Here is a 22,231-nt window from a genome sequence, read left to right on the forward strand (position 1 = left end):
AAAGGCTGAGATGCCGGTGTGCGGGGTTAAACCAGGGAGATGGTGCGCTTGCGCCGCTGGCTGGTGGGTTCGAGAACCCACCCTACGATATCGCGGTAGGGTGGGCTCTTGAGCCCACGCGGTCGTGCTCCTGTACACCGCAACGCCGATCACCGGCCGAGCAGCATGCGCACCGGCGCCACCGCCACCGCCACCGCCACCGCCCCACCCTCTTCTTCCAGCTTGAACACACTCACCACCTGCGCCAGCCTGCCCGCCTGCTCTTCCAGCGCACCGGCTGCCGCCGCCGCCTCCTCGACCAGCGCCGCATTCTGCTGGGTCACGTCGTCCATCGCCGCGATCGACACGTTGACCTGGCCGATGCCCTGGCTCTGCTCGCTGCTGGCGGCGTCGATCTCGCTCATCAGGTCGGCCACGCGCTGCACCGCGTCGACGATGCCGGTCATGGTGGCGCCGGCCGTGTCGACCAGGCGCGCGCCCGCCTCCACCTGCTCGACCGAGGCGCCGATCAGGTCCTTGATTTCCCTGGCCGCCGCTGCCGAGCGCTGGGCCAGGTTGCGCACCTCGGACGCCACGACGGCAAAGCCGCGCCCCTGCTCGCCGGCGCGCGCCGCTTCGACGGCGGCGTTCAGCGCCAGGATGTTGGTCTGGAAGGCGATGCCGTCGATCACGCCGATGATGTCGGCGATCTTGCGCGAACTGCCGGTGATCGCGCCCATGGTCGCCACCACCTGGTCCACCACCTGCCCGCCCTGGCGCGCCTGGCCGCTGGCCGACATCACCAGCTGGTTGGCCTGGCGCGCGTTGTCGGCGTTCTGGCGGACGGTCGAGGTCAATTCTTCCATCGCGGCGGCCGTCTCTTCCAGGCTCGACGCCTGGGCGTCGGTGCGGCTCGACAGATTCATGTTGCCGGCCGCGATTTCGGCCGAGGCGCCGGCAATCGCGTGGGTGCTGTCGCGCACCTCGCTCATAGTGCGGTTCAGCGACGACACGAAGCGGTTGAAGGCATCGGCCAGCTTGCCGACTTCGTCCTCGCTCTCGACCGGCATGCGGCGCGTCAGATCTCCCTTGCCGTCGGCGATCTCGCCCAGCATGGCGGCGGCGCGCGAGACCGGCGCGGCGATCGCGCGGCTGATCAGGAAGATCAGCACCAGGCCGATGCCGCCGCCGATCACGCCGGCCGCCAGGCTGGCCAGCAGGGTCGATCGGGTCAGCTCGCCCAGCACTTCGCTTTCCGGCACTTCGGCGATGACGTACAGGCCCAGCTCCGGAATGTACGACGAGGCGACGATCATCTCGCCCTGCGCCGAGGCGTGGGACGCATGGGCGAACTTCGCCTTGCCGAGCAGGCCAGTTACCAGCGCCGGGCCGAAGCCGGGCAAGTCCTTCATGCTGTGCGCACCGTCGGCCAGGGTGGCGTCGCGGTGCAGCAGGATGGTGCCGTCCTCGCGCACCAGGTACACGTAACCAGAAGCGCCGACCTTATACGCGCGCACCGATTCGCCGAGCGCGTTGATCGACAAGCCCAGGCCGGCCACCGCCAGCTTGCCGTCGCCGGCATCGGCGCGGGTATTGATGAAGAGCTTGAGTTCGCCGGTCTTCGGATCGGCATTCATGTTCAGCTCGTGGGGCTGGCCGCTGGCGAGGAACCTGGTCATCCAGGCGTCGCGCGGATTGTCCTTTTCCAGCATGTAGCTCAGGCCGGTTTCGTCCATGAACTTCAGGGTCGAGGGTGAGGCCCAGAACACGGTGGCGGCCTTGCTGTCGGCTTTCAGGCGGCCGGCGTAGGCGCGCCAGGCGTCGAGGCCCGCCTCGTCCAGGCCGGCGCGTTCCCACGCGTGCACATAGGTGTTGCCGGCGATGCCGAGCGACGCGGTCATGGGGCCGGTGATCTGGCGCAAGACGTCGTTGCGGATCTCGCCGACCACGGCCGGCAGCTCTTGGGTGACCACGCGCGCGCGCATGCCGCGGCCGGTCATGTTGACGCTCAGGGCGGCGGAAATCACGATGAAGAGCAGCAGGCAGGCGGCCATGCCGAGCATGAGCTTGGTCTTGATCGACGGGCGGCGAAGGAGTCGGGAAAACATGGGAGACGGGCCTGGAATAGGGAAAAGGGAAAATTGCTCAGTTGCATGGTCTCCGGGGCGAAACTGAGCCGTCAATCTTATTCATTCAGGGTATTTGCAGGGTAATAATGAAACGTTGTTCAGGCGCTGCAACAGTGCATCTTGATCAACGTCAGCATCCGTCACTGTTGAGCTAATTGCACCAAGACAATTCTGAGCGTGGTGTTCATACTTCCCGGTTCCGCTTGCCCATCAGCCATCCCGAGGTGACCGTGCGCTCCCTGTCGAAACGACCAGCCAACAAGCTTGCCGCGCGCCTGCGCCAACGCCTGGACAATGCGCAGCGCCTGGACAGCGCCACGCGCGCCGACCTGGCCACGCTGCGCGACGCCCACACCCGCCTGCAGGCGCGCTTCGACCTGCTGCGCGAATCGACCAGCGACGGCCTGTGGGACGTGGAACTGGGCGAACGCAAGCTGATGGACCCGGCCAACGAATTCCTCTGGTCCGAGCAGGTGCGGCGCATGGTCGGCTACGGCGACGCCAGCGAGCTGCCGAACGGGCTGTCCAGCCTCCTGAAACTGCTGCACCCCGACGACGTACTCCCTACCGTCACCGCCTTTACTGCCCACATCCACGACCGCAGCGGCCAGACGCCCTACGACGTCACCTACCGCCTGCGCTGCAAGAGCGGCGAATACCGCTGGTTCCGCGCCCTCAGCCACGCCCAGCGCAACGCGGCCGGCCATGCGATCCGGGTCGCCGGCGCCCTCACCGACATCACCGACCGGCGCACGATGGGGGCCCTGAAGCGCTACGCCGAAGCCATCGTCGCCAGCCTGCCGACCGGGCTGATGGTGCTCGACGGCGAGCTCTACATCCAAAGCATGAACCGCGCCTTCTGCGACATCGTGGGCCTGGCCGACGAGGCGCAGATGCGCGGCCAGGACTTCGGCGCGGTGATCCCGAAGTCGTCGATCCGCGAGCTGGCCGCGTCCCTGCTGGCCGCAGGCGAAACGCGCCACGGCATCGGGGTCGACCTCGGCGACAAGCACCTGCGGGTGGCGATGGCGGCGATCGTGCTGGCCGAAGGCGAGCGGCGCCTGCTGGTGATGGCCGAAGACGTCACCGAAGAGCAGCGCCTGCGCAACGAGGCGCGCCAGAATGCCGCGCGCTACCGCGACCAGGCTTCGCTGCTGGACAAGGCGCGCGACGCCATCATCGTGCGCGGCATCGACGGCCGCATCCAGTTCTGGAACAAGGGCGCCCAGCGCCTGTACGGCTGGAGCAGCGACGAGGTGCTGGGCCAGCGCATCGACCACTGGCTGTACCGCGACGGCCCGGCAGCATCGGGCGCGGTGGTGAAGATCACCCTCGAGGCCGGCGAGTGGAGCGGCGAAATCGCCCAGCGCCGCAAGGACGGCGCCCTGCTCACCGTCGACGGCTACTGGACCCTCGTGCGCGACGAGGACGAACGCCCGCAGGCCTTCTTGGTCATCAATACCGACATCACCCAGCGCAAGGCCAGCGACGAAAAGATACGCAACCTGGCCCTGTACGACGCCCTCACCGGCCTGGCCAACCGCAGCCTGCTGACCGAGCGCATGACGGGCGCACTCGAACGCGCGGGCCATACCGACGATCCCCTGGCGGTGCTGTTCCTCGACCTGAACCGCTTCAAGGAGATCAACGACACGCAAGGCCACGGCGTCGGCGACCAGGTGCTGGTGAAGGTGGCGCGCCGCTTCCAGGCCGCGCTGCGCGAAGAAGAGGTGCTGGCGCGCCTGGCCGGCGACGAATTCGTGGTGGTGGCCGAGCGCGCCGACGCCGCCGTGGCCGCCCGCATCGCCGGGCGCCTGGTCGACGCCATGCAGGACCCGGTGGCCACCCACGGCCAGACCTTCCCGGTCGGTCTCTCGATCGGGATCGCCACCTTCCCGCGCGATGGGCTGTGCATGGACGACCTCCTGAAACGCGCCGACATCGCCATGTACCGCGCCAAGGCGGCCGGCGGCGGCTTCATGTTCTACCAGCCCGAAATGAGCGTGGGCCTGCTGGAGCGCATCGAGCTGGCCAAGGATCTGTCCGGCGCGCTGGCCGCCAATGCGCTGTCGCTCCATTATCAGCCGCAGGTCGATTTGGCGAGCGGCCGCGCCATCGGCGCCGAAGCCCTGCTGCGCTGGCACGATCCGCGGCGCGGCTGGGTCAGTCCCGGCGTCTTCATCCCGATTGCCGAGAGCCGCGGCATGATCTGCGCGCTGGGCCGCTGGGTGCTGGGCGAAGCCTGCCGCCAGATGCGCGCCTGGGTCGACGCCGGCCTGCGCTTCCCGGGCCGGCTGTGGATCAACCTCGCGGCCCAGCAACTGGAAGAAGCGGATCTCGTGGCCAGCATCCGCGGCATCACCCATGCTGCCGGCATCGCCCCCGCCTGCCTGGCGCTGGAACTGACCGAGAGCGGACTGATGGCCGACGTGGAAGGCTCGATCCGCACCATGGCGACCCTGCGCGAGGACGGGTTCGCGATTGCCATCGACGACTTCGGCACTGGTTATTCGTCGCTGGCCTACCTGAAGCGGCTGCCGGCGGACAAGCTGAAGATCGACATGTCCTTCGTGCGCGACATGCTGACCGACCGCCACGACTACACCATCGTCACCACCATCATCGGCATGGCGCGCAACCTGGGGCTGGACGTGATTGCCGAAGGCGTGGAAGAAGGCGCGCAGGCGCAGGCCTTGCGCTCGCTCGGCTGCGGCGAGGCGCAGGGGTATTACTTCGGGCGGCCGGTGCCGGCCGAGGTGTTTGCCGAAAAGTGGCTGAGCGCGGCGTGATCATCGCCGCCTCCATCAATGGCAGCCTATGGCCGTGACTCTCTTGCGAGTCCAATCGACGGCCTGGGGCTTCAACCGTACGGTGGGCACTCCGTGCCCACGCGGTTACGTGCGTATCCTTTCGCCTGCGGCCGTGGCGTGTCGCCCGCAAACCCAAATCCTGGCCACGTCCATCTCAAGCTGTACGAGTAATACCTGACGAGCTGCAACTACAGACGCTACGTACCGAGCGTGCACGGAGTGACAAGCGCGTCCAGTCCGCTCTGCGGGTGGCGCCCTAGCACCGGTCTGCGATGTAACTTCTGCCTCCGCCGTCATCCTTGCACGCTTGTTCGAAATAATTGGTGAGTTTTTAGTTATTGGCAACAATATATACTCGGCTTCGCAAGGCTTGAGTACAGCGTGCAGAGATCGTCACGCCAAGTACAGCGATTGCACGATGTGCTGATTGGCTACAGCCGCTTATTCCCTGGGCAGGACTGACTGCGCCGAGTTTCCAAACCATTTTCCAGCAAAGGATTCTGTGGGCACTTTACGAGTTCTCTTCGGCGGAGGTATCGCTCTCGCAGTCATCGTTAATGTCATTGCCGGATTAGCCGGCCCCAGCGCGTCTTCATTTGCAGTGAAGCCCTCTTCTATTGATAACGCTTCGATTGCAACCGAGACCAACTCGAGTTCGATCGATAACAACCTGACCTCGACCATTGCCGTGCAGATGAAATCGCACATGGACGACAAGGAAAGGGCTCGTGTCTTGGCAGCTGCAACCAAAGGTCTAAAGCGCAAGCGCGATGAGATGGAAAAGGTCACGTTCTATACACCAGCCGGCGGTGACACGCTCAAGACACAGGTAGGCGCCTACCTAGGCCTCAGCGACGGCGGCTCGCCATATCTCCGCATGAAAAACGTCTACTACGGAGAACGGTGGATTTTCTTCCAGAGCGTAAAGGTCTTGGCAGACGACGAGATTGTGCTTGAAAAAGTTGTCTCTCGCCGAGACATTACCCGCGACAACGCGGCAGGGTCTGTGTGGGAAATTGCTGACTATACACCCAACGCGAGCGAAGTTCTCGCGCTGGAGAAAATCAGCCGCGCCAAGAATGCGACGATCCGATTTTCCGGCCGTGACCGGATTTTCGATCACAATATCTCGAAAGCCGAACGAACGGCATTGCAATCCGTCTTGCAAGCGCATGCGAAGTTGAAGGCGAGCTTTTAACGGCCCCGAAAGCGCTAGCGCAAGAGGCCAACCTTCAATAAAAAAATGCCGCCCGGTTGAAACCTGGCGGTATTTTCATGAAGCCAGCAACGGCTTATTTCTCGTGCATTAACCGTATGGAGGGCCGGGCCGCGCTAGGCACCTCGACCCCACGCGCTTACGTGCATATCCTTTTGCACGCGGCGGCAGCGCATCGCCCGCCACCCCAAAACCCGGCCACGTCCATCGCTTGCTGTGCGAGCGACACCTCCCTGTCCGTGACTACGGACCCGTGCGTACCGCGTGGGCACGGAGTGCCCACCCTACGTTACGGCCGCAGGCCGCTGTTGATGTTGGCCGCAGGCCAATCATCATAAAACCCCAGGCCAACGCGCCGCCGGTCAACAAAAAATGCCGCCCGGTCGAAACGGGGCGGCATTTCACTAAACCGAAATCGGCTTATTTCTCGTGCAGGAACGTCTTCAGCTTGTCCGAACGCGAAGGCTGGCGCAGCTTGCTCATGGCCTTGGCTTCGATCTGGCGAATCCGCTCGCGGGTCACGTCGAACTGCTTGCCGACTTCTTCCAGCGTGTGGTCGTTCGACATCTCGACGCCATAGCGCATGCGCAGGACCTTGGCTTCGCGCGGGGTCAGCGAGTCCAGCACTTCCTTGATCACGTTGCGCATCGACGCGTGCAGTGCGGCGTCCAGCGGGGCCAGGGTGGTGTTGTCCTCGATGAAGTCGCCCAGCTGCGAATCGCCGTCCTCGCCCATCGGGGTTTCCATCGAAATTGGTTCCTTGGCGATCTTCATGATCTCGCGGACCTTGTTCTCCGGCATTTCCATCTTCTCGGCCAGGGTGGCCAGGTCCGGCTCGCTGCCGGTTTCCTGCATGATCTGGCGCGAGATGCGGTTCATCTTGTTGATGGTCTCGATCATGTGCACCGGCACGCGGATGGTACGGGCCATGTCGGCGATCGAACGCGTGATCGCCTGGCGAATCCACCAGGTCGCATAGGTCGAGAATTTATAACCGCGACGGTACTCGAACTTGTCCACCGCCTTCAGCAGGCCGATGTTGCCTTCCTGGATCAGGTCGAGGAACTGCAGGCCGCGGTTAATATATTTTTTAGCAATGGAAATCACCAGACGCAAATTCGCTACGGTCATTTCGCGCTTCGCGGTACGCGCACGCTTTTCGCCGGCAGCCATCTGCTTGTTGATCTTGCGCAGGTCGGCCAGCGGCAGCGCCACGCGTGCCTGCAGGTCGATCATGCGCTGCTGCAGTTCCTTGATCGCAGGCAGATTACGGCTCAGCACGGCGCTGTACGGGTAGGCGCAGTCGACTTCGCGGTTACCCCACTCCAGGTCGGTTTCGTTGCCCGGGAAGACCTTGATGAAGTGGGCGCGCGGCATGCCGCAGCGGTTCACGCAGATGTCCAGCACGGCGCGCTCGATGGCACGCACTTCGTCCATCTGGCCGCGCAGCGAATCGCACAGCTTTTCCACGACTTTCGCCGTGAAGCGGATGCCCAGCAGCTCGTTCGAGATGATGTCCTGCGCCTTCACATACGCAGCCGAACCGTAGCCGGCGCTCTTGAAAGCGTGGCCCATGCGGTCGAACTGCTCTTCGATCAGCCTGAACTTTTCCAGCGCGCTCTTCTTCAGCTGCGCCAGCTGCTCGGCCGAGTAGCCGGCCGCGCCGCCGGCCGCGCCGGATTCGCCCTCTTCTTCTTCCTCTTCCTCTTCTTCCTCATCGTCGTCCGAGGCGGCGGCAGGCGGCGGGGTCGTCGCGGCGGCGTTTTCGTTCAGGTCGACGAAGCCGTCCACGACTTCATCGATCTTCATTTCGTCACTGGCGATCTTGTGCGACAGCGTGATGATTTCCGAAATCGTGATCGGGCAGGCGGAGATGGCTTGCACCATGTCCTTCAGGCCGCCTTCGATACGCTTGGCGATCTCGATCTCGCCTTCGCGCGTCAGCAGCGACACCGCGCCCATTTCACGCATGTACATGCGGACCGGGTCGGTGGTGCGGCCGAAGTCGGAGTCGACGGTCGACAGTGCGGTCGCTGCGGCAGCTTCCACTTCGTCTTCGCTGGTCGGCGTCACGGCGTTGTCCGACAGCAGCATCATTTCCGCTTCCGGGGCGCGCTCGTAGACGGCGATGCCCATGTCGTTGAAGGTCGCGATGATGCCTTCGATCGCTTCCGGATCGATGATGTTTTCCGGCAGGTGGTCGTTGATCTCCGCATGGGTCAGGTAGCCGCGCTCCTTGCCCATGTTGATCAGGTTGCGCAGCTGCTGGCGGCGCTTTTCCAGTTCCTCGCCCGAGAAACCTTCTTCGCTCAGCACGGCGACGCCCTTGGCCTTGCGCTCGCGCGCCTTCGACACGGCCTTCAGTTCGGCGCGCTCGACGGCGTTCAGCGCCGCGACTTCGTCGTTCTCCGGCATGAATTCGCTAGGCTTGCGGCCACGGCGGCCCGGCACCTTGACCTGCGGCAGCAGATAACCGGTGGTGTCGATGGCAGCCAGGGTAGCGGCGTCGGTGGTCTTGCTGACGCTGCTGCCGCCGGCGGTGGCGATCACGGTCGGCGCCGCCGCTTCGATGCGGCGCGCGGTGCGGGTGCGCACCACTTTCGGCGCAGCTTCGGCAGCAGCGGCAGTGGCAGAGGTCGATGCGGGGACGGCAACGGCGGCGACGGCAGGCGCCGGCTCGTCGGCGGCTTTCAGTGCGGCCAGCTTCGAGGTGCGCTTGCGCACGATGACCGGGGCGACCGCCGGGGTGGTCGGCACGGTGTAGCCGAGGTCGGCCTCGGGGGCGTCGGCATCGGCAGGCGCAGCGGCGGCAGCCACTGCAGGAGCAGCGGCCACGGGAGCGGCAGCCGGCTCGGCCTGCTGCACGGGCGGCGCGGCTTCGGCGGCAACCGGGGCAAGGTCGGCGGCAACCGGTGCAGCTTCCACGGCCGGTGCGGTGTCGGCCAGCGCAACCGGCGCAAGTTCGACCGGCGCTTCAGCAACTGGCGCTTCAGCAACAGGCGTTTCAGCAACAGGCGCTTCAGCGGCAGCGTCCACCGCCTCGGCCTGCGCCTTCAGCGAGGCCAGGCGCGAACGGGTCTTCACCACCGTTACCTTGGCCGCCGCTTCCGTTTCGAGGAAGTAGGAGGTCGCGGTCTTGGGCACGGCCAGCTGGGCCGTGGTGGTTTTTGCCGGTGCCTTTTTCGCTGTCAGGGTCAGGGTCTTGGCGGTGTTCTTCATAAAAAAACTCTCCTGTCGCGGCGGGTGGATGCCTGCGAGGTCAATAATTCACCATGGCCTGCTGAGGCCGGGGGAAGGGAAATCGGGAATGGCCCTAGCTAAGGGCGCACTGGCCGCAAATCAAGCCCGCCTTTTCCTGCGGCAGCATGCGGCAGGGCCGGATGTGCGGTTGGCAGGGAGTCGAAAGGCTGTGATCAAGATTGCGCTGTGCATGTCGGAACGAAAAAAAGCCCGTCGGATGAAACGGGCTTGTATCTAGACTCGGTTAGGAAGAATAGAAGGGATAGTCGGCATTATGCCTTAAAGCAAGAATTGGTGACAATTGAAATATCCCATAATGGATATAAACAAACCACATAATATTGCCAGACTGTTAGCAAACCACTCTTCCGTCCGTCTGCGCCGGCGCAAGCCGTGCGCAAGGCAAGAGGCGGATCATACACGATTTCGCGGCACGCGGCGCGAGCCTGGCCGGTTTCATCCGGCGAAGCGCATCCCGCAAATGCCACACGATTGCCGCACTAGTGCGAGCCCGCATGCTATCCTTCGCTTTCCTGCTATTACCATGAAGTCAATGAACACCATTAGTCCTGCCGCCGAATCCGACGACGTCACCACCAGCACTCCCGCCGAGAACACCAGCACGGAAGCGACCACGCCGAGCCCCGCATCGGACAGCGCGCCGGATACCGCGCCGGCTACCGCATCGGATGCCGCGCCGGCTACCCCGGCGGAGAACGCGCCCGACGTCGCGGCCCCTGCGGCCAGCGCTGCGGCTGCTGCGCCAACGGCGCCAGCCCCGTCGGCCCGTACCCTGCTCAAGCAATTGCAGCAGCAATTCCCTGCCTTCCGCGACTGCCTGCCGCTGGCCATCGGCATCGACAAGCAGCTGCTGGCGCGCATGCCTGGCCTGGACCGCAAGACCATGCGGGCCGCCCTCGGCATCCATACCGGCTCGATGCGCTACCTGCGCGCAATGGAAAAGGCCACCGTGCGCTACGACCTCGACGGCACTGCCGGCGCGGAAGTGACCGACACCCACCGCAGCCACGCCAAGGAGCAGCTGCAGCAGCGCTTCAAGAAGGAAGCCGAGCGCAAGAAGGCTGAAAAAGCCGCCGCTGCCGAAGCCGAAGCGGCGCGCCTGCGCCAGGAAAAGCTGCAGCAGCTGGCCTCCAAGTTCTCGCGCGGCTGAGCGGTCGTTGAGCACGAACCTGGGTACCGGCATGCCGGCCGGAGAGGCCCTGCCTCCCTACGCCGGCATCGCCCTGGCCAATGTGCGGCTCGTGAAAACGCCCGAAGACGCCGCAGCCGCCCTGGCGGCGCTGACGGCGGCCGACGTGGTCGGCTTCGACACCGAGTCCAAGCCGACCTTCGCCAAGGGCGAGGAATCGACCGGCCCGCACCTGGTGCAGCTTGCCACCGACGACACCGCCTACCTGCTGCAGGTAGGCGCGGCGCCGCTGCGCCCGGAACTCCACGCCCTGCTGCGCACCGTGCTCGAGTCGCCGGCCATCCTGAAGGTCGGCTTCGGCCTGGGCGACGACTTGCGCCGCCTGCGCAGCAAGCTCGGCATCGACACGCAGAACGTGATCGACCTCTCGACCGCGCTGCGCCGCCGCGGCGAACGCAACACCCTGGGCGCAAAAACCGCCGTGGCGCGTTTCTTTGCCCAGTCGCTGACGAAATCGAAGCGCATCACCACCACCAACTGGGCGCTGCCGCGCCTGTCCGAGAAGCAGATCCTGTACGCGGCCGACGACGCCCATGTCGCCCTGCGCATCTACCGCCACTGGCGCGCACAGCCGCCCGCCACTTGATGCCCGCAACAACCTGGCAGAAAACCTATCATTGTTGACTGCTCCGGTTTAACAATTGGCGCGGTAGTATTCCTGTGGCAACAACGCCTGCATAACAAGTGACCACGTCACCACGGGAGAGCGCATTGAAACACCTGAAGACCATCTTTTCCTACCTCCTCATCATTGGCGCCGGCATCGCCATCGGCACCATTGCGCCGCGTGTGCCGCAATGGCTCAAGGGTGACTACACTGAAGGCAACTACGCCGCCTACTTCCCGAACCCCAGCACCAAGGTCGTGATGTACGGCACCTCCACCTGTCCCTATTGCGCCAAGGCGCGCGAGTACCTGGACCAACGCGGCATCGCCTATGCCGACTACGACGTGCAGAAGTCGCCCGCCGCCAAGGAAGCTTTCAGCAAGCTCGACGGCAAAGGCGTGCCGCTGATCCTGATCGGCAACCGCCGGATCGACGGCTTCAACGCCCCCGTCTACGACGACGCGCTGAAGAACGCCGGCATCGCGCCGCGCACGGTGGCGCAGTCGCAATAGTCTCTGGCCTGACGCGCGGCCCGGACGCGCGTAGCTCCCCCCTTTTTTCGCAACGCGATGCCGCGTGAACAGACGGCGCGGCATCGTTCTCCCATCAGGTCTGTACCAGGAGACACACATGAAACGCAAAGTCGCATTGTTCCTGTTCGCCCTCAGCTTCGGCCTGTCGGCTGCCCACGCCGCCAACCCGGCGCATTGCAACAAGCTGTACCAGCTCTGCACCGACGACCCGGACCTTTGCTACGAGCAGCTGCTCGCCTGCCTGGCGCGCTGACCGGCTGCTGATCTTTATTTTTTTCGCAATATTGATGCCACGCAAACAGACGGCGCGGTATAATTCTGTTATCCGTCTGTCCCACCGGAGAGATGCACATGAAACGCAAGTTCGCATGGTTTTTGTTTGCCCTCAGCCTTGGCACCACGGCGGCGCATGCCGCTAACCCGGACCTGTGCTGGAAGTTCTACCGGGTCTGCGACCCCTTCGTATCGGATTGCTGGGCAGAATACGAGGCTTGCCTGGCAAGCTGACACGCCGCCCGTTTCGACGTGACACCCGGCCGGCGCGCAGCCGGCCTCGCAACGACAGGAAAACCGATTTGACGACCAGCCGGCTCTGCTTTTCACTGTTTGGTGCAGCCGCAGCGCGCAGCCTGGCAGGTGCCGTGCTGGCCTTCTTGTCCTTCGGCGTCGCCGCCCAGCCGCAAGCGCAGGCAGCGCGCACCATCCCCGACACCCTCGAGCAGCGCATTGCCGCCTGCATTGCCTGCCACGCGCCGAAAGACACAGCCGGCACGCGCGCCGGCGGCGTCTACTTCCCGCGCATCGCCGGCAAGCCCGCCGGCTATCTCTACAACCAGCTGGCGAACTTCCGCGAAGGGCGGCGCCAGTATCCGCTGATGACCTGGATGGTGAACCACCTGTCCGATCCCTACCTGCACGAGATCGCCGACCACTTCGCGCACCAGCATCCGGCGGTGCCGGCCCCGCCGCCGGCGCGCGAACCTGCCGCCGTGCTGGCGCGCGGCGAGCAGCTGGTGCGGCGCGGCGACCCGGCACTGAAGCTGCCGGCCTGCGTGGCCTGCCACGGCGCGCGCCTGGGCGGCGTGGCGCCCGGCATCCCCGGCCTGCTGAATTTGCCGCGCGATTACATGAACGCCCAGCTCGGCGCCTGGCGCAACGGTGTGCGCCGCGCGCATGCGCCCGACTGCATGGCGACGATTGCGGCGCGCCTGAACCCGGGTGACGTGGCCGCCATCTCGGCCTGGCTGGCCGGCCAGCCGACGCCGCCCGACCTGCGTCCGCTGGAACGGCCCGAGCACCCGCTCCCGATGGCCTGCGGCAGCGCGCCATGAGCCGGCGCGCCCGCCTCCTCGCCGGCGCCGTGCTGGGCGCGCTGGCCGCATTGGCCATCGCCGTCGCCCTCGCCTGGCCGCGCGAACAGTTCGTGCCGGCCGCCTCGCCCGAGGCCTGGGGCCCCACCTCGGCCAACATCGCGCGCGGCGCCTATCTGGCCCGTGCCGGCGACTGCATGGCCTGCCACAGCGCACGCGGCGGCGCCCCGTATGCCGGCGGACGCGCCATGGAAACGCCCTTCGGCACCCTGTTTACGCCGAACATCACCCCGGACCGCGCCACCGGCATCGGCAAGTGGAGCGCCGACGATTTCTGGAACGCCCTCCACAACGGCAAGTCGCGCGACGGCCGCCTGCTGTATCCGGCCTTCCCCTACACCAGCTACACCAAGGTCTCGCGCGCCGATTCCGACGCGCTGTTCGCCTGGCTGCGCAGCCTGCCGCCGCGCCCGGCGCAGAACCGTGCGCACGCCCTGCGCTTTCCCTACGACAGCCAGTTCGCCCTGGCCGGCTGGCGCCTGCTGTATTTCAAGCCGGGCGTGTTCGAAGAGGATGCGAAACGCGGCGCGCAGTGGAACCGCGGCGCCTACCTGGTCGAGGGCCTCGGCCATTGCAGCGCCTGCCACAGCACGCGTAACCGCTTCGGCGCCTCGGACGATGGCCTGGGAGGCGGCCTGATTCCGACGATCGGCTGGTATGCGCCTTCGCTCACGTCCGACGGCGAAGCGGGCCTGGGCAAGTGGAAGGAAGAGCACATCGTGCAGCTGCTGCGTACCGGCGTGGCGCCCGGGGCCAGCGTCACCGGGCCGATGGCCGAGGTCGTGGCGCAGAGCCTGCAGCACATGAACGAAGCCGACGTGCGGGCGATGGCGGTGTACCTGAAATCGCTGCCGGGCGGATCGTCCCCGGCGCGCGAGCCGGCGCCGCGCGCGCCGGAACAAGTGCTGGAAGAAGGCAGCCGCCTGTACCGCCAGCATTGCGCGGCCTGCCACGGCGAGCGCGGCGAAGGCCTCGGGCCCTACCCTGCGCTGGCGGGCAACCGGGCGCTGAGCCTGGCGGAGCCGGTGAACGCGATCCGCGTGGTGCTGAACGGCGGCTTTGCGCCGGCGACCGCGGGCAATCCGCGCCCGTACGGCATGCCGCCCTTCAGTCACGTGCTGGACGATGCCCAGGTGGCGACGCTGGTCACTTACCTGCGCGCCAGCTGGGGCAATGCGGCGGCGCCGGTGTCGAGCGCGCAGGTGAACCGGTATCGGGCGGTGCCGCTCGATTAGCCATGTCGATCAACGTGAACATTCAATACCGATGAAACCTGGCCTGGTAGCGACCGTTGCTGTCGCCTTGCTGTCTTGCTCCGGCTTTGCCGATGCCCGGGCGGGCGATGATATCTGTACGCATCTCGCGCATTTTGCGGAGGCGGTTCCTCCAGTAGAGACACACACCGTTCTCCTGCAGGGGGGATGGGGTGCCCTGCCTGGTCCGCTGATGAGGCACGAATGCATCCATTCCGGCAGCGCGCCTGGCAAAGTATTCTGTGATTATCTTTTGCCGAACAGCTCCTGGGAAACTGGTGTGCGCAATGCACGGCGCGCAGCCCGATGCCTGGCGCCGGCGGCCCGTGACGACATGCTGCGTCAACTCTCCGAGGAAAGAAACGTCACCTAGGTGAAGGCTGCGCTGATTCCGGACGCCGTAGCGTCGCCGGAGATGACGTTAAGGTTCGCTCCGGGGGCGTTGGGCGAGGTCCCGGTCCTGACGGTATCCGTCGTCCAGCCGACCTTGTCCGGACACTGACCGCCAGCGCCAGGGTTCTGCCCTGCACCAATGGTGGCACCTGTTCATGCTTTGCTCGATGATCGCTGCCGCAGTATCCAGTCGACCGGCTGACGGAACCTGGCCTTCCGGCGCTCGGTCAACTGCGCCAGGGCGATCGTTACAAACCCGACAGCAAGCGTCATGCCAATCACGTCGTACGCATTCTTGCTCTCGTGTGGATACACCTGCAGCCAGGTCAGCACCACAAGCATATGCGAAAGATATAGCGTGAATGTGTATGAAGCGACGCTGCGAATTGGACCGGCATACCGACGCAATCCGCCCAGTCCTGCAAAGCGTGCGCAAAGAAAATTCACCACCACCAGAACGCACACGAGGTAATCCGCCAGGAACCGTTCTGCACTGGCCAGCGGTAACGAGGCCAAAGGCCACAGCGATGCTGCAATGCTCCTTAATGATGTTTCCATCCCGGCCAGGTTGTACATGATTAAAGCCGAAAGCGACAGCACGAAACCCAGGCGCGCCGTTGACCGAGCCAGTGTCAATTTGGCCTGCAAATGGTATAGCGCCACGCCGCTGAGCCATACCGGCAACAGCAGCCATAATTTAAACCCCATCACCGCCAGCACCGCGGCAATCGCAATCGATTTGCGCCAACCGTTCAGGTAATACGCCACGCCAAACAAAACGTAGTACCAGACTTCGTAGCACAGCGACCAGAACGGCGCCAGCAGAGGCGGAACCTCGGATAAATTCCAGCTTTGACCAAGAAACAGCAGGTGAAGGGGAATGTAGATGTAAGGCTTCGCCAACTGGTACGCCCCTCCTTTGCCAAGCACCCCGGCGAGCACCCAGGAAAGCAGCAGGGTTGGCAGCACAACCGAGTAGATACGTCCGCATCTGGCAGCAATATATTCACGTGCCGAGGTTTTCTTGCTGTCGGTGACGTAGGCAATCACGAAGCCGGAAAGTACGAAGAAAACGACAACAGCTTCCCTGCCCATATTTGGGATGAAAGAAGCGAGGTTTCCCTCGACGATGTCGTATTGCAGATAATGGGCAAGCACCACCATTACAGCTGCAACAAAACGGGTCAGGTCTAGATAAATCGAAAATGTTTGGTCAAGAGGAGATATTTTATCGGTCGCACGCATAAGTCACCATTGCTAATTCAGTAATGATAGCCATCATGAATACGCGATGCAATAAATGTGTCATCTTGGAACTTATTTTGTCAATTTGCCCATTTAGCGAGAATTGCGGCTGAGCTACCCGTTTTTTCGCTCGGTGTGAGGCAATTGCAGTGGTGGCTCATCTTGAATAAATCAGTTTTTAAATCTAGCGGACGCAATTCATCATGCCGTTGCATGGCACTTCGTTCGATATCGAACCGATGCACCTGACTGGGCAGAGTAAGGTATGAACTCGACAACAGGCGGCGCCGTGTGCGTTTATATGAAATCAGGCAGATATGTCAGGACGATGGCAACCGCGGATCCTTATCCGTTTCCCATTACCTCTACACTTTCAAGCGGAGTAGTCATGCAACGATATAAAGCAGCAATAGTAGGCGGCCTGATTGCAGGCGTGGTCACGACGGCGGTCATGGTGGCCGGCCGCAAGAGCGGCGTGCTGCACAAGACGCTGGACCGCGATGCGGTCGACTGGATCGACGACCTGACCGGGTCGCGCGCGATGATCGGCGACAGCGGCACCAGCGTGGTCGAATTCGCGAATCACCTCGGCGCCTCGGCGGCCTTTGCGGCGGCCCTGCCCAAGCTGCGCGAACTGCTGCCGTCGCTGTCGCCGGTGGCGCTGGGCACGCTCTACGGCACCGCCCTGTACGCGGTGAACATCGGCTGCATCGCGCCCGTGCTCGGGATTACCGAAGGCGAAGCGAAAGCCGGCCCGCGCAAGGCAACCGAGCGCTGGGCTGTGCACGTGATCCAGGCCGTGGTCTCGGCCGTGCTGGCCGAGCGCCTGGCCTCCGGCACCGGTAGCTATACCGACTCCGGCTCCGACTTCGACTTCGACCTCGGCCTGAGTTAAGGCTCAGACCAGTTCGGCGAACCCGACGCGGTCGGTCGTGGCGTTGCGCGCATCCTCGACGCTGACCTTGTGCCCGGCCAGCAGACGCTCGAGCGAGGCGTTCATCGTGTGCGTGCCGGGATCGCGGCCGCTGTTCATGTGGGCACGCAGCGCCCCCAGGTCGCCGGCCTCGATCAGGCGCGCCACCGCTGGCGTATTGCCCAGGCATTCGCTGGCCAGGTAGTAGCGGTTGGCGTCGAGCGAAGGCAGCAGCGCCTGGCACAGCACGCCGCGCAGCGCGTGCGCCAGCGCCTGCGCTTGCGAGTCGGCGCTGCCGAGCAGGCGCAGCATCTTCTGCAAACCCATCTCGGTCGAGCGCGCGTGCAGCGAAGCCAGCACCAGCGGGCCGGATTCGGCCAGGGCCAGGGCTTCCTGGGCGGTCTGGGCGTCGCGGATTTCTCCGATCACGATCACGTCCGGGCGCTCGCGCAGGGCGTCCAGCGCGCCCAGGTAATAGCTCTCGACGTCGCCATCCTTGCCTACTTCGCGCTGGGTGATGATGCATTTGCGCTGCGGGATCAGGGTTTCGACCGGGTCTTCGATGGTGATGATGTGGCCCGAGCGGCGCTTGTTGATCTCGTCGATCATCGAGGCGATCGTGGTCGACTTGCCCTGGCAGGTGTCGCCGATGATCAGCACCAGGCCGCTGGTGAGCTGCGCGAATTCCTGGGCATCGCGCGGCAGGCCGAGCTCGGCCAACGGCAGCGGTTCCTTCGGGAAGCGGCGGATCACGCAGCCCCAGCGCTTCTTGCCCTGGAAACTGAAGCAATTGGCACGGATGCGCGCCGTGTGCAGGTCGATCGAGCGGTCGAAGGCGCGGTCGGCGATGCGCTCGGCCCAGTTCGGCTCGATGACATCGAAGAATTCTTCCAGTTCTTCGCGCGTTATCGGCGAATCCGTGACCGCCACCAGGCCCTTCGGCTGGCGCAGCATGAGCGGGCTGTTCTGGTGGATGATGATGTCCGAGAACACCAGGCGGGAATTCAGCAGGTGCAGGATCTGCTCGACCAGCGTCCCGAAGACCGGGTGGTCTTCGTTCTCGATGTAGGTCAGCGTGGGGATTTGCGAGGACTGGTGATGTTCCATCTGGCGTGGCTCTTTGGTCAATCGAAGTGTCGTTCCGACAAGTTCGACCATTATAAAACTATGCCTCTTAGAAAATACATCTGCTGACTAGAAATTATTTAGCGTTCCAATGCCGCCACAATCCGGTCGCCGAACAGGGTCAGCGCCACACCGGCCACCACCACCAGCGCGCCGGCCAGGCGGATGTTCGATACCTTGCGCACGGCCATGTTGACCAGGCCGAAGTTGTCGATCGCCATCGACATCATCAACTGGCCGGCGATCACCAGCACCACCAGGTTCAGTAAACCGATACGTGGCGCCAGGAACACGGTGCCGAAGACAAAGGCCGCGCCGAGCAGGCCGCCGCTCATTTTCCACAGCGGCTGGTGCACCAGGGCGCCCAGGGCCTCGCCCACGCCGCCGCGGGCAAAGGCGGCAATGCCGAGCACCACGGTGCCGACCGTGAACGAGATCCAGGCCGCAACCACCGAGTTGGCATGCAGGGCATGGGCCAGCTGGCTGTTGACGGCTGCCTGCACCGAAATAAAGAGCCCGACACAAAATGCCAGGAGAAACAGGACCGCATTCATCTTCCACTTCCTTTCCGGCCGGGCCGGAGTCAAAAGGGCGAGATTGTAGTGGATGTGGCGGTCCTGCGTGTACATTCCGGCAGGCATGTGTGCTGCACGGATCAGTGTGGCGCCGATGTAGAGGTGCTGGAGCGACAGGCGCCTAGCCCCGCGCGCGCCGCAGCGCCGCGTCGATGCGCGCGTTGAATGCCGCTTCCTGTCCCGGGTGCGCGTCCGGCGCCGCGCCGGCGCCCCGTGCGGACAGGCGCAGCAGCAACGGGCGGTGCTCGCCGAAACGGCTCAGGTAGTCGGCCTGGCTTTTTTCCCTGGAGACGCGGAACACATCCTGCGGCCCGTACAGGCGCGACAGGTTCGGCGACAGGAAGACCTGGCCGACGCCGGATCCCGGGCATTTCAGGTAGCTCAGGGCCGCACCGGCCTCGTCCTGTGCCGACGCCGGCGTGTAGCCCTTGCCGGCCCATGCCGCCAGGCTGGCATTCGTGCTTTCGGCATCGAAGCCGCCGCCCAGCAGCCAGTCGTGGCTGGCGCCGTGGTGTTCGATCATTTCCTGTATCGCGCGCGAGAGGATGTACGCAGCCGTGTTGCGGCGGCCCCTGTCGGCTGCGGCTGCACCCAGGTCGAACGGCACCAGGTTGAAGGCCAGGCCGCCACGCCCGCGCACCTGGAACAGCGCCGGCTGGCGCAAGAAGATGTCGCCCGCCCCCGGCGCCGGCTGCGTTTCGCCGGCGAAGTCTTCGCCGCGCAGCCTGAACAGCGCACCGACATCCTCCGGCCATGGCTGCGGCCTGCACTCCACGGTTTCCGGATTCCACATCACGGCGCCGCTCTGCTGCGCTTGCGGCGCTCCATCCGGCAGGGGCAGGGATTGCAGCTGCAAGCCGAACTTGCTCTCGATCGCCTGCACCAGCGCTGTCGTGGCGGCAGGGGAGGTTCCGCCGAGCGCCCAGAGGTCGAGGCCCAGGTCGACGACCCTGGCGGCGGCGTCGCCCGCCAGCTCCGTGTAGCGGCCGGCAAACGGGGCGATGTTCCAGAAGCCGACGTCGAGGTCCTGGTCGGTCGCCCCATAAAGCTCGGCCACCCGCGCGGCGCCGGCCTGGACGGCGCCGACCTGGCGTCCGGCGGCGCCGAAGAAGCCGGTCAGGGTATCCGATCCATAGATTTCGCCGAGCACCATGTCGATCATGGCGCTGGCCTCCCCGGCGCGGCGCGACTCGAGGTCGAGCGCGATGGCGGCGAGCTTGATGCCTTCGTTGACGTATTCAGGCGCCACCCCTTCCGGCGTGCGCAGGCGCTCGCTGTCGCGGCGCGAAGCATGGTGCAGGGCGATCAGCCGGCCGCTGCGGTCCAGCACCGGCGCACCCGACGAGCCGGGCTCGGTATCGGTGGTGTAGTGGATCAGGGGGCCGTCGGGATGGGCCGAGACCACGTCGGTGTCGTCGAGCGACACGCGCTTGGGCTTGCCGTTCGGGTGATGGATGATGAAGGCTTTCTCGCCGCTTTCGATGGCAAAGGCCGCGCGCTCCATGCTCAGGGGCGTGGCGCCTGTCGCCGCGGCGTCGTCGATCCAGACGAAGGTATAGTCCAGCCCATTGTCGGTCGGGCTGGTGACGAACAGCTGTTCGGGACGCAGCAGGTAGCTGCGCCCGGGCGCCGGCACCGTGTTGCGCCCGCTCGCGAGCTCCTGGGCGCTCACCTCGAAGTCGAACGCCACCTCGGCCACGGCCGCGACGTCCGGCGAATTCAGGACATGGTGATTGGTCAGCAGGATATTCGGCGCCACCAGCGAGCACGTGCCGCTCCACGCATTGCTGTAGCTGCCATTGTAGGCCATGCCCCGGGTGCGAACGATGCCGACCGCCCGTCGGCGCCCGGCCAGCAGCTCGAGAAAGGCCGCATCGAGCGATTCGTCGCGGCCGATGGCGACTTCCACGCTCACTTCCTTGTCTGGATCGGGCAGCAGGCGCTGCTTGCGCCAGCCGCGCAGCATCTCGCCCAGCTTGCCGATGCCGGCCGCACCCTCCGCTGTGGGTGCGCCTGGATTGCCGAGGAAGCCGATCGCTTCGGACAGCTCGCCCTTGCCGTCTCCGGCGGCCGCAGCCGTTGCTGCCGCGGGCTGCCCGCGCGGACTCGCGCCGGCGTCGCCCGGCTGGCTGGCCGCGCCGCCATTCCCAGGCATGCGTTCCGAAGCGGGGCGCGGGCTGGCAGGTGCGGTCGATTCCGCGCGCAGGCCGGGAATGGCGCTGCGGCCGTCGGCCATGAGCCAGCCGACCACGGCATCGGCCAGGGCGGCGGCGAGCTTGTCCTTGTAGGCCTCGGGACTCATGGGCGCCCCCGCGGCCGCCGTACCCGCGCCGTCGATGCTTTCCCTGGCCATGGCCGCACGCACCCGGCGCGCCAGGTCGAGGGTGGCATCGTTGTCGAACGGGATACCCGGCCCCATGGCACTGGCCGGGCCGGACACGCCCGCCGCGCCGCTACCGTCAGTGCCGCCGCTATTGCCACTATTGCCGCCATGGCCGCCATGTCCGGGATCGCTCGCTATGTTCGCCATGCTGTCCTCCGCCTGTTCGTCTCGTTCGGATGGTTCGGATGGTTCGGATCGTTCGGTGTTTGTTTTCATTAGACCTCGGCGCAACGCAGAGTTCCATCGGCGGCAGCACCGGCCACGCCCGTCCGGCCGCATCCTGGCCGCGCGTCGCTGCAGTTCGTCGCACAACGCGCGCGCACCTGGCGGCCCTGCGCTAGAGTCTCAGCATCGACAGCCATGAGGAGCACACCATGATCAAGCCCGCCGCGCCATCCTTCGTCCGCCGCGCCCTGCTCGGCGCCTGCCTCGCCGCCAGTCTCGCCGCTGGCTTCTGCGGCGCCGGCCACGTAGCGGCCGCCTCCTGGTCCTGGGGCGGCGAACAGGTCCAGGGCAGCGGACGCATCGTCAAGCAGAACCGCCAGGTGAGCGGCTTCAGCGGCCTGTCGCTGGGCACGCCGGGGCGGGTCGAACTGCGCATCGGGAACAGCGACAGCGTGACCGTCGAAGCCGACGACAACGTGCTGCCGCTGATCGAGACCGTGGTCGAGGATGGCGTGCTGAAGATCCGTCCTGCGCGCCGCAACCTCGCCCTGAAGTCCGCTTCGATCCGCGTAGTGGTGCAGGCGCGTTCCATCGAGCGCCTGTCGCTGGGCGGCTCGGGCAGCATCCACGCCGACCCGCTGCGCGCGCGCGGGCTCGACATCGATGTAGGCGGCTCGGGTTCGATCCGGCTGAAAGGCGTCGACGCCGGGACGCTGTCGGTGTCGCTGGCCGGCAGCGGCGACGTCGAGGCCGCGGGCGGCAGCGTGGAGAAGCTGTCGGTGTCGATCAAGGGCTCGGGCGACGTCGACCTGGGGCGGGTGCAGGCCGGCGGCGCCAGCGTGTCGGTGGCGGGGTCGGGCGACGCCGTGGTGTGGCCGCGCAACCGGCTCGGCGTGTCGATCGCGGGGTCGGGGGATGTGAAGTATTACGGCGATCCGCAGGTGAGCAAGTCGGTTGCGGGGTCGGGGGAAGTCAAGCGGGTGGGTGCATCGCCGCGGTGATCGGAGTCGAAACCGCAACCGTACGGTGGGCACTCCGTGCCCACGCGGTTACGTGCCAGTCCGGAGTTCGTGGCCGGGAATACT

Annotated in this window: 17 protein-coding genes; 11 read left to right on the forward strand and 6 right to left on the reverse strand. The window is 65.4% G+C overall.

Annotated features, from left to right (window positions below; all coding sequences use genetic code 11):
• Positions 1-149 precede the first annotated feature (149 nt).
• Positions 150-2,087 carry a methyl-accepting chemotaxis protein gene (locus QWL29_RS09520; RefSeq protein ID WP_305822650.1) on the reverse strand — a complete coding sequence of 646 codons (1,938 nt, stop codon included), beginning with the start codon at positions 2,085-2,087 and terminating at the stop codon, positions 150-152.
• A 224-nt stretch (positions 2,088-2,311) separates the two neighbouring features.
• Between QWL29_RS09520 and QWL29_RS09525 the strand changes: the two genes are divergently transcribed.
• Both QWL29_RS09525 and QWL29_RS09530 read left to right on the forward strand, forming a co-directional pair.
• A complete protein-coding gene (locus QWL29_RS09525; protein ID WP_305822651.1) occupies positions 2,312-4,897 on the forward strand; it encodes a bifunctional diguanylate cyclase/phosphodiesterase in 2,586 nt (861 codons plus the stop codon).
• A 448-nt stretch (positions 4,898-5,345) separates the two neighbouring features.
• The gene (locus tag QWL29_RS09530; RefSeq protein ID WP_305822652.1) at positions 5,346-6,116 is read left to right on the forward strand and encodes a hypothetical protein; all 771 of its coding nucleotides are present in this window, start codon (positions 5,346-5,348) and stop codon (positions 6,114-6,116) included.
• Positions 6,117-6,554: 438 nt separating this feature from the next.
• Here QWL29_RS09530 and rpoD read toward each other — a convergent pair whose 3' ends face one another.
• Positions 6,555-9,353, reverse strand: coding sequence for an RNA polymerase sigma factor RpoD (gene rpoD, locus QWL29_RS09535; protein WP_305822653.1), 2,799 nt, complete (start codon positions 9,351-9,353; stop codon positions 6,555-6,557).
• A gap of 814 nt (positions 9,354-10,167) precedes the next feature.
• Between rpoD and QWL29_RS09540 the strand changes: the two genes are divergently transcribed.
• The 7 genes from QWL29_RS09540 (at position 10,168) to QWL29_RS09570 (ending at position 14,329) form a co-directional block, all read left to right on the forward strand.
• Positions 10,168-10,545 (forward strand): ProQ/FINO family protein, encoded by a 378-nt coding sequence (locus tag QWL29_RS09540; RefSeq protein WP_305822739.1) that lies wholly within the window; start codon positions 10,168-10,170, stop codon positions 10,543-10,545.
• 31 nt (positions 10,546-10,576) lie between these two features.
• On the forward strand, positions 10,577-11,170 hold the full coding sequence (locus tag QWL29_RS09545) for a 3'-5' exonuclease (RefSeq protein ID WP_305822740.1): 594 nt from the start codon (positions 10,577-10,579) through the stop codon (positions 11,168-11,170).
• Positions 11,171-11,295: 125 nt separating this feature from the next.
• Positions 11,296-11,703: a glutaredoxin family protein gene (locus tag QWL29_RS09550; protein WP_305822654.1), complete on the forward strand. Its 408-nt coding sequence runs from the start codon at positions 11,296-11,298 to the stop codon at positions 11,701-11,703.
• A 118-nt stretch (positions 11,704-11,821) separates the two neighbouring features.
• On the forward strand, positions 11,822-11,977 hold the full coding sequence (locus QWL29_RS09555) for a hypothetical protein (RefSeq protein ID WP_229434841.1): 156 nt from the start codon (positions 11,822-11,824) through the stop codon (positions 11,975-11,977).
• A 98-nt stretch (positions 11,978-12,075) separates the two neighbouring features.
• Positions 12,076-12,231 carry a hypothetical protein gene (locus tag QWL29_RS09560; protein WP_305822655.1) on the forward strand — a complete coding sequence of 52 codons (156 nt, stop codon included), beginning with the start codon at positions 12,076-12,078 and terminating at the stop codon, positions 12,229-12,231.
• Between the two features lie 137 nt (positions 12,232-12,368).
• On the forward strand, positions 12,369-13,055 hold the full coding sequence (locus QWL29_RS09565; RefSeq protein WP_305822741.1) for a c-type cytochrome: 687 nt from the start codon (positions 12,369-12,371) through the stop codon (positions 13,053-13,055).
• Complete coding sequence (locus QWL29_RS09570; protein ID WP_305822656.1) at positions 13,052-14,329, forward strand: c-type cytochrome; 1,278 nt, start codon at positions 13,052-13,054, stop codon at positions 14,327-14,329. The genes QWL29_RS09565 and QWL29_RS09570 overlap by 4 nt, the downstream gene beginning before the upstream one ends.
• A 564-nt stretch (positions 14,330-14,893) precedes the next feature.
• Here the strand turns inward: QWL29_RS09570 and QWL29_RS09575 are convergent.
• Positions 14,894-15,985 (reverse strand): acyltransferase family protein, encoded by a 1,092-nt coding sequence (locus QWL29_RS09575; protein ID WP_305822657.1) that lies wholly within the window; start codon positions 15,983-15,985, stop codon positions 14,894-14,896.
• Positions 15,986-16,373: 388 nt separating this feature from the next.
• Between QWL29_RS09575 and QWL29_RS09580 the strand changes: the two genes are divergently transcribed.
• Entirely contained in the window at positions 16,374-16,880 is a 507-nt protein-coding gene (locus tag QWL29_RS09580; protein ID WP_305822658.1) for a hypothetical protein, read from the forward strand.
• 3 nt (positions 16,881-16,883) lie between these two features.
• On the opposite strand, the gene QWL29_RS09585 is transcribed toward QWL29_RS09580, so the two are convergent.
• The 3 genes from QWL29_RS09585 to QWL29_RS09595 form a co-directional block, all read right to left on the reverse strand.
• Positions 16,884-18,005 (reverse strand): type IV pilus twitching motility protein PilT, encoded by a 1,122-nt coding sequence (locus tag QWL29_RS09585; protein WP_305822742.1) that lies wholly within the window; start codon positions 18,003-18,005, stop codon positions 16,884-16,886.
• Positions 18,006-18,103: 98 nt separating this feature from the next.
• Positions 18,104-18,577: a DMT family transporter gene (locus QWL29_RS09590; RefSeq protein WP_305822659.1), complete on the reverse strand. Its 474-nt coding sequence runs from the start codon at positions 18,575-18,577 to the stop codon at positions 18,104-18,106.
• Positions 18,578-18,719: 142 nt separating this feature from the next.
• Positions 18,720-21,128 (reverse strand): trypsin-like serine peptidase, encoded by a 2,409-nt coding sequence (locus tag QWL29_RS09595; protein ID WP_305822660.1) that lies wholly within the window; start codon positions 21,126-21,128, stop codon positions 18,720-18,722.
• A 227-nt stretch (positions 21,129-21,355) separates the two neighbouring features.
• Here QWL29_RS09595 and QWL29_RS09600 point away from each other — a divergent pair, with 227 nt between their 5' ends.
• Positions 21,356-22,147: a head GIN domain-containing protein gene (locus QWL29_RS09600; protein ID WP_305822661.1), complete on the forward strand. Its 792-nt coding sequence runs from the start codon at positions 21,356-21,358 to the stop codon at positions 22,145-22,147.
• Positions 22,148-22,231: the final 84 nt, after the last annotated feature.

It is taken from the genome of Massilia brevitalea, assembly GCF_030711405.1.
GTDB lineage: Bacteria > Pseudomonadota > Gammaproteobacteria > Burkholderiales > Burkholderiaceae_D > Telluria > Telluria brevitalea.

What these genes read in the sequence shown, in the direction of transcription:
- QWL29_RS09520 (WP_305822650.1), bottom strand. Translation starts at nt 2,087, where the DNA reads ATGTTTTCCCGACTCCTTCGCCGCCCGTCGATCAAGACCAAGCTCATG.
- rpoD (WP_305822653.1), bottom strand. Translation starts at nt 9,353, where the DNA reads ATGAAGAACACCGCCAAGACCCTGACCCTGACAGCGAAAAAGGCACCG.
- QWL29_RS09545 (WP_305822740.1), top strand. Translation starts at nt 10,577, where the DNA reads ATGCCGGCCGGAGAGGCCCTGCCTCCCTACGCCGGCATCGCCCTGGCC.
- QWL29_RS09555 (WP_229434841.1), top strand. Translation starts at nt 11,822, where the DNA reads ATGAAACGCAAAGTCGCATTGTTCCTGTTCGCCCTCAGCTTCGGCCTG.
- QWL29_RS09560 (WP_305822655.1), top strand. Translation starts at nt 12,076, where the DNA reads ATGAAACGCAAGTTCGCATGGTTTTTGTTTGCCCTCAGCCTTGGCACC.
- QWL29_RS09570 (WP_305822656.1), top strand. Translation starts at nt 13,052, where the DNA reads ATGAGCCGGCGCGCCCGCCTCCTCGCCGGCGCCGTGCTGGGCGCGCTG.
- QWL29_RS09575 (WP_305822657.1), bottom strand. Translation starts at nt 15,985, where the DNA reads ATGCGTGCGACCGATAAAATATCTCCTCTTGACCAAACATTTTCGATT.
- QWL29_RS09580 (WP_305822658.1), top strand. Translation starts at nt 16,374, where the DNA reads ATGCAACGATATAAAGCAGCAATAGTAGGCGGCCTGATTGCAGGCGTG.
- QWL29_RS09585 (WP_305822742.1), bottom strand. Translation starts at nt 18,005, where the DNA reads ATGGAACATCACCAGTCCTCGCAAATCCCCACGCTGACCTACATCGAG.
- QWL29_RS09590 (WP_305822659.1), bottom strand. Translation starts at nt 18,577, where the DNA reads ATGAATGCGGTCCTGTTTCTCCTGGCATTTTGTGTCGGGCTCTTTATT.
- QWL29_RS09595 (WP_305822660.1), bottom strand. Translation starts at nt 21,128, where the DNA reads ATGGCGAACATAGCGAGCGATCCCGGACATGGCGGCCATGGCGGCAAT.
- QWL29_RS09600 (WP_305822661.1), top strand. Translation starts at nt 21,356, where the DNA reads ATGATCAAGCCCGCCGCGCCATCCTTCGTCCGCCGCGCCCTGCTCGGC.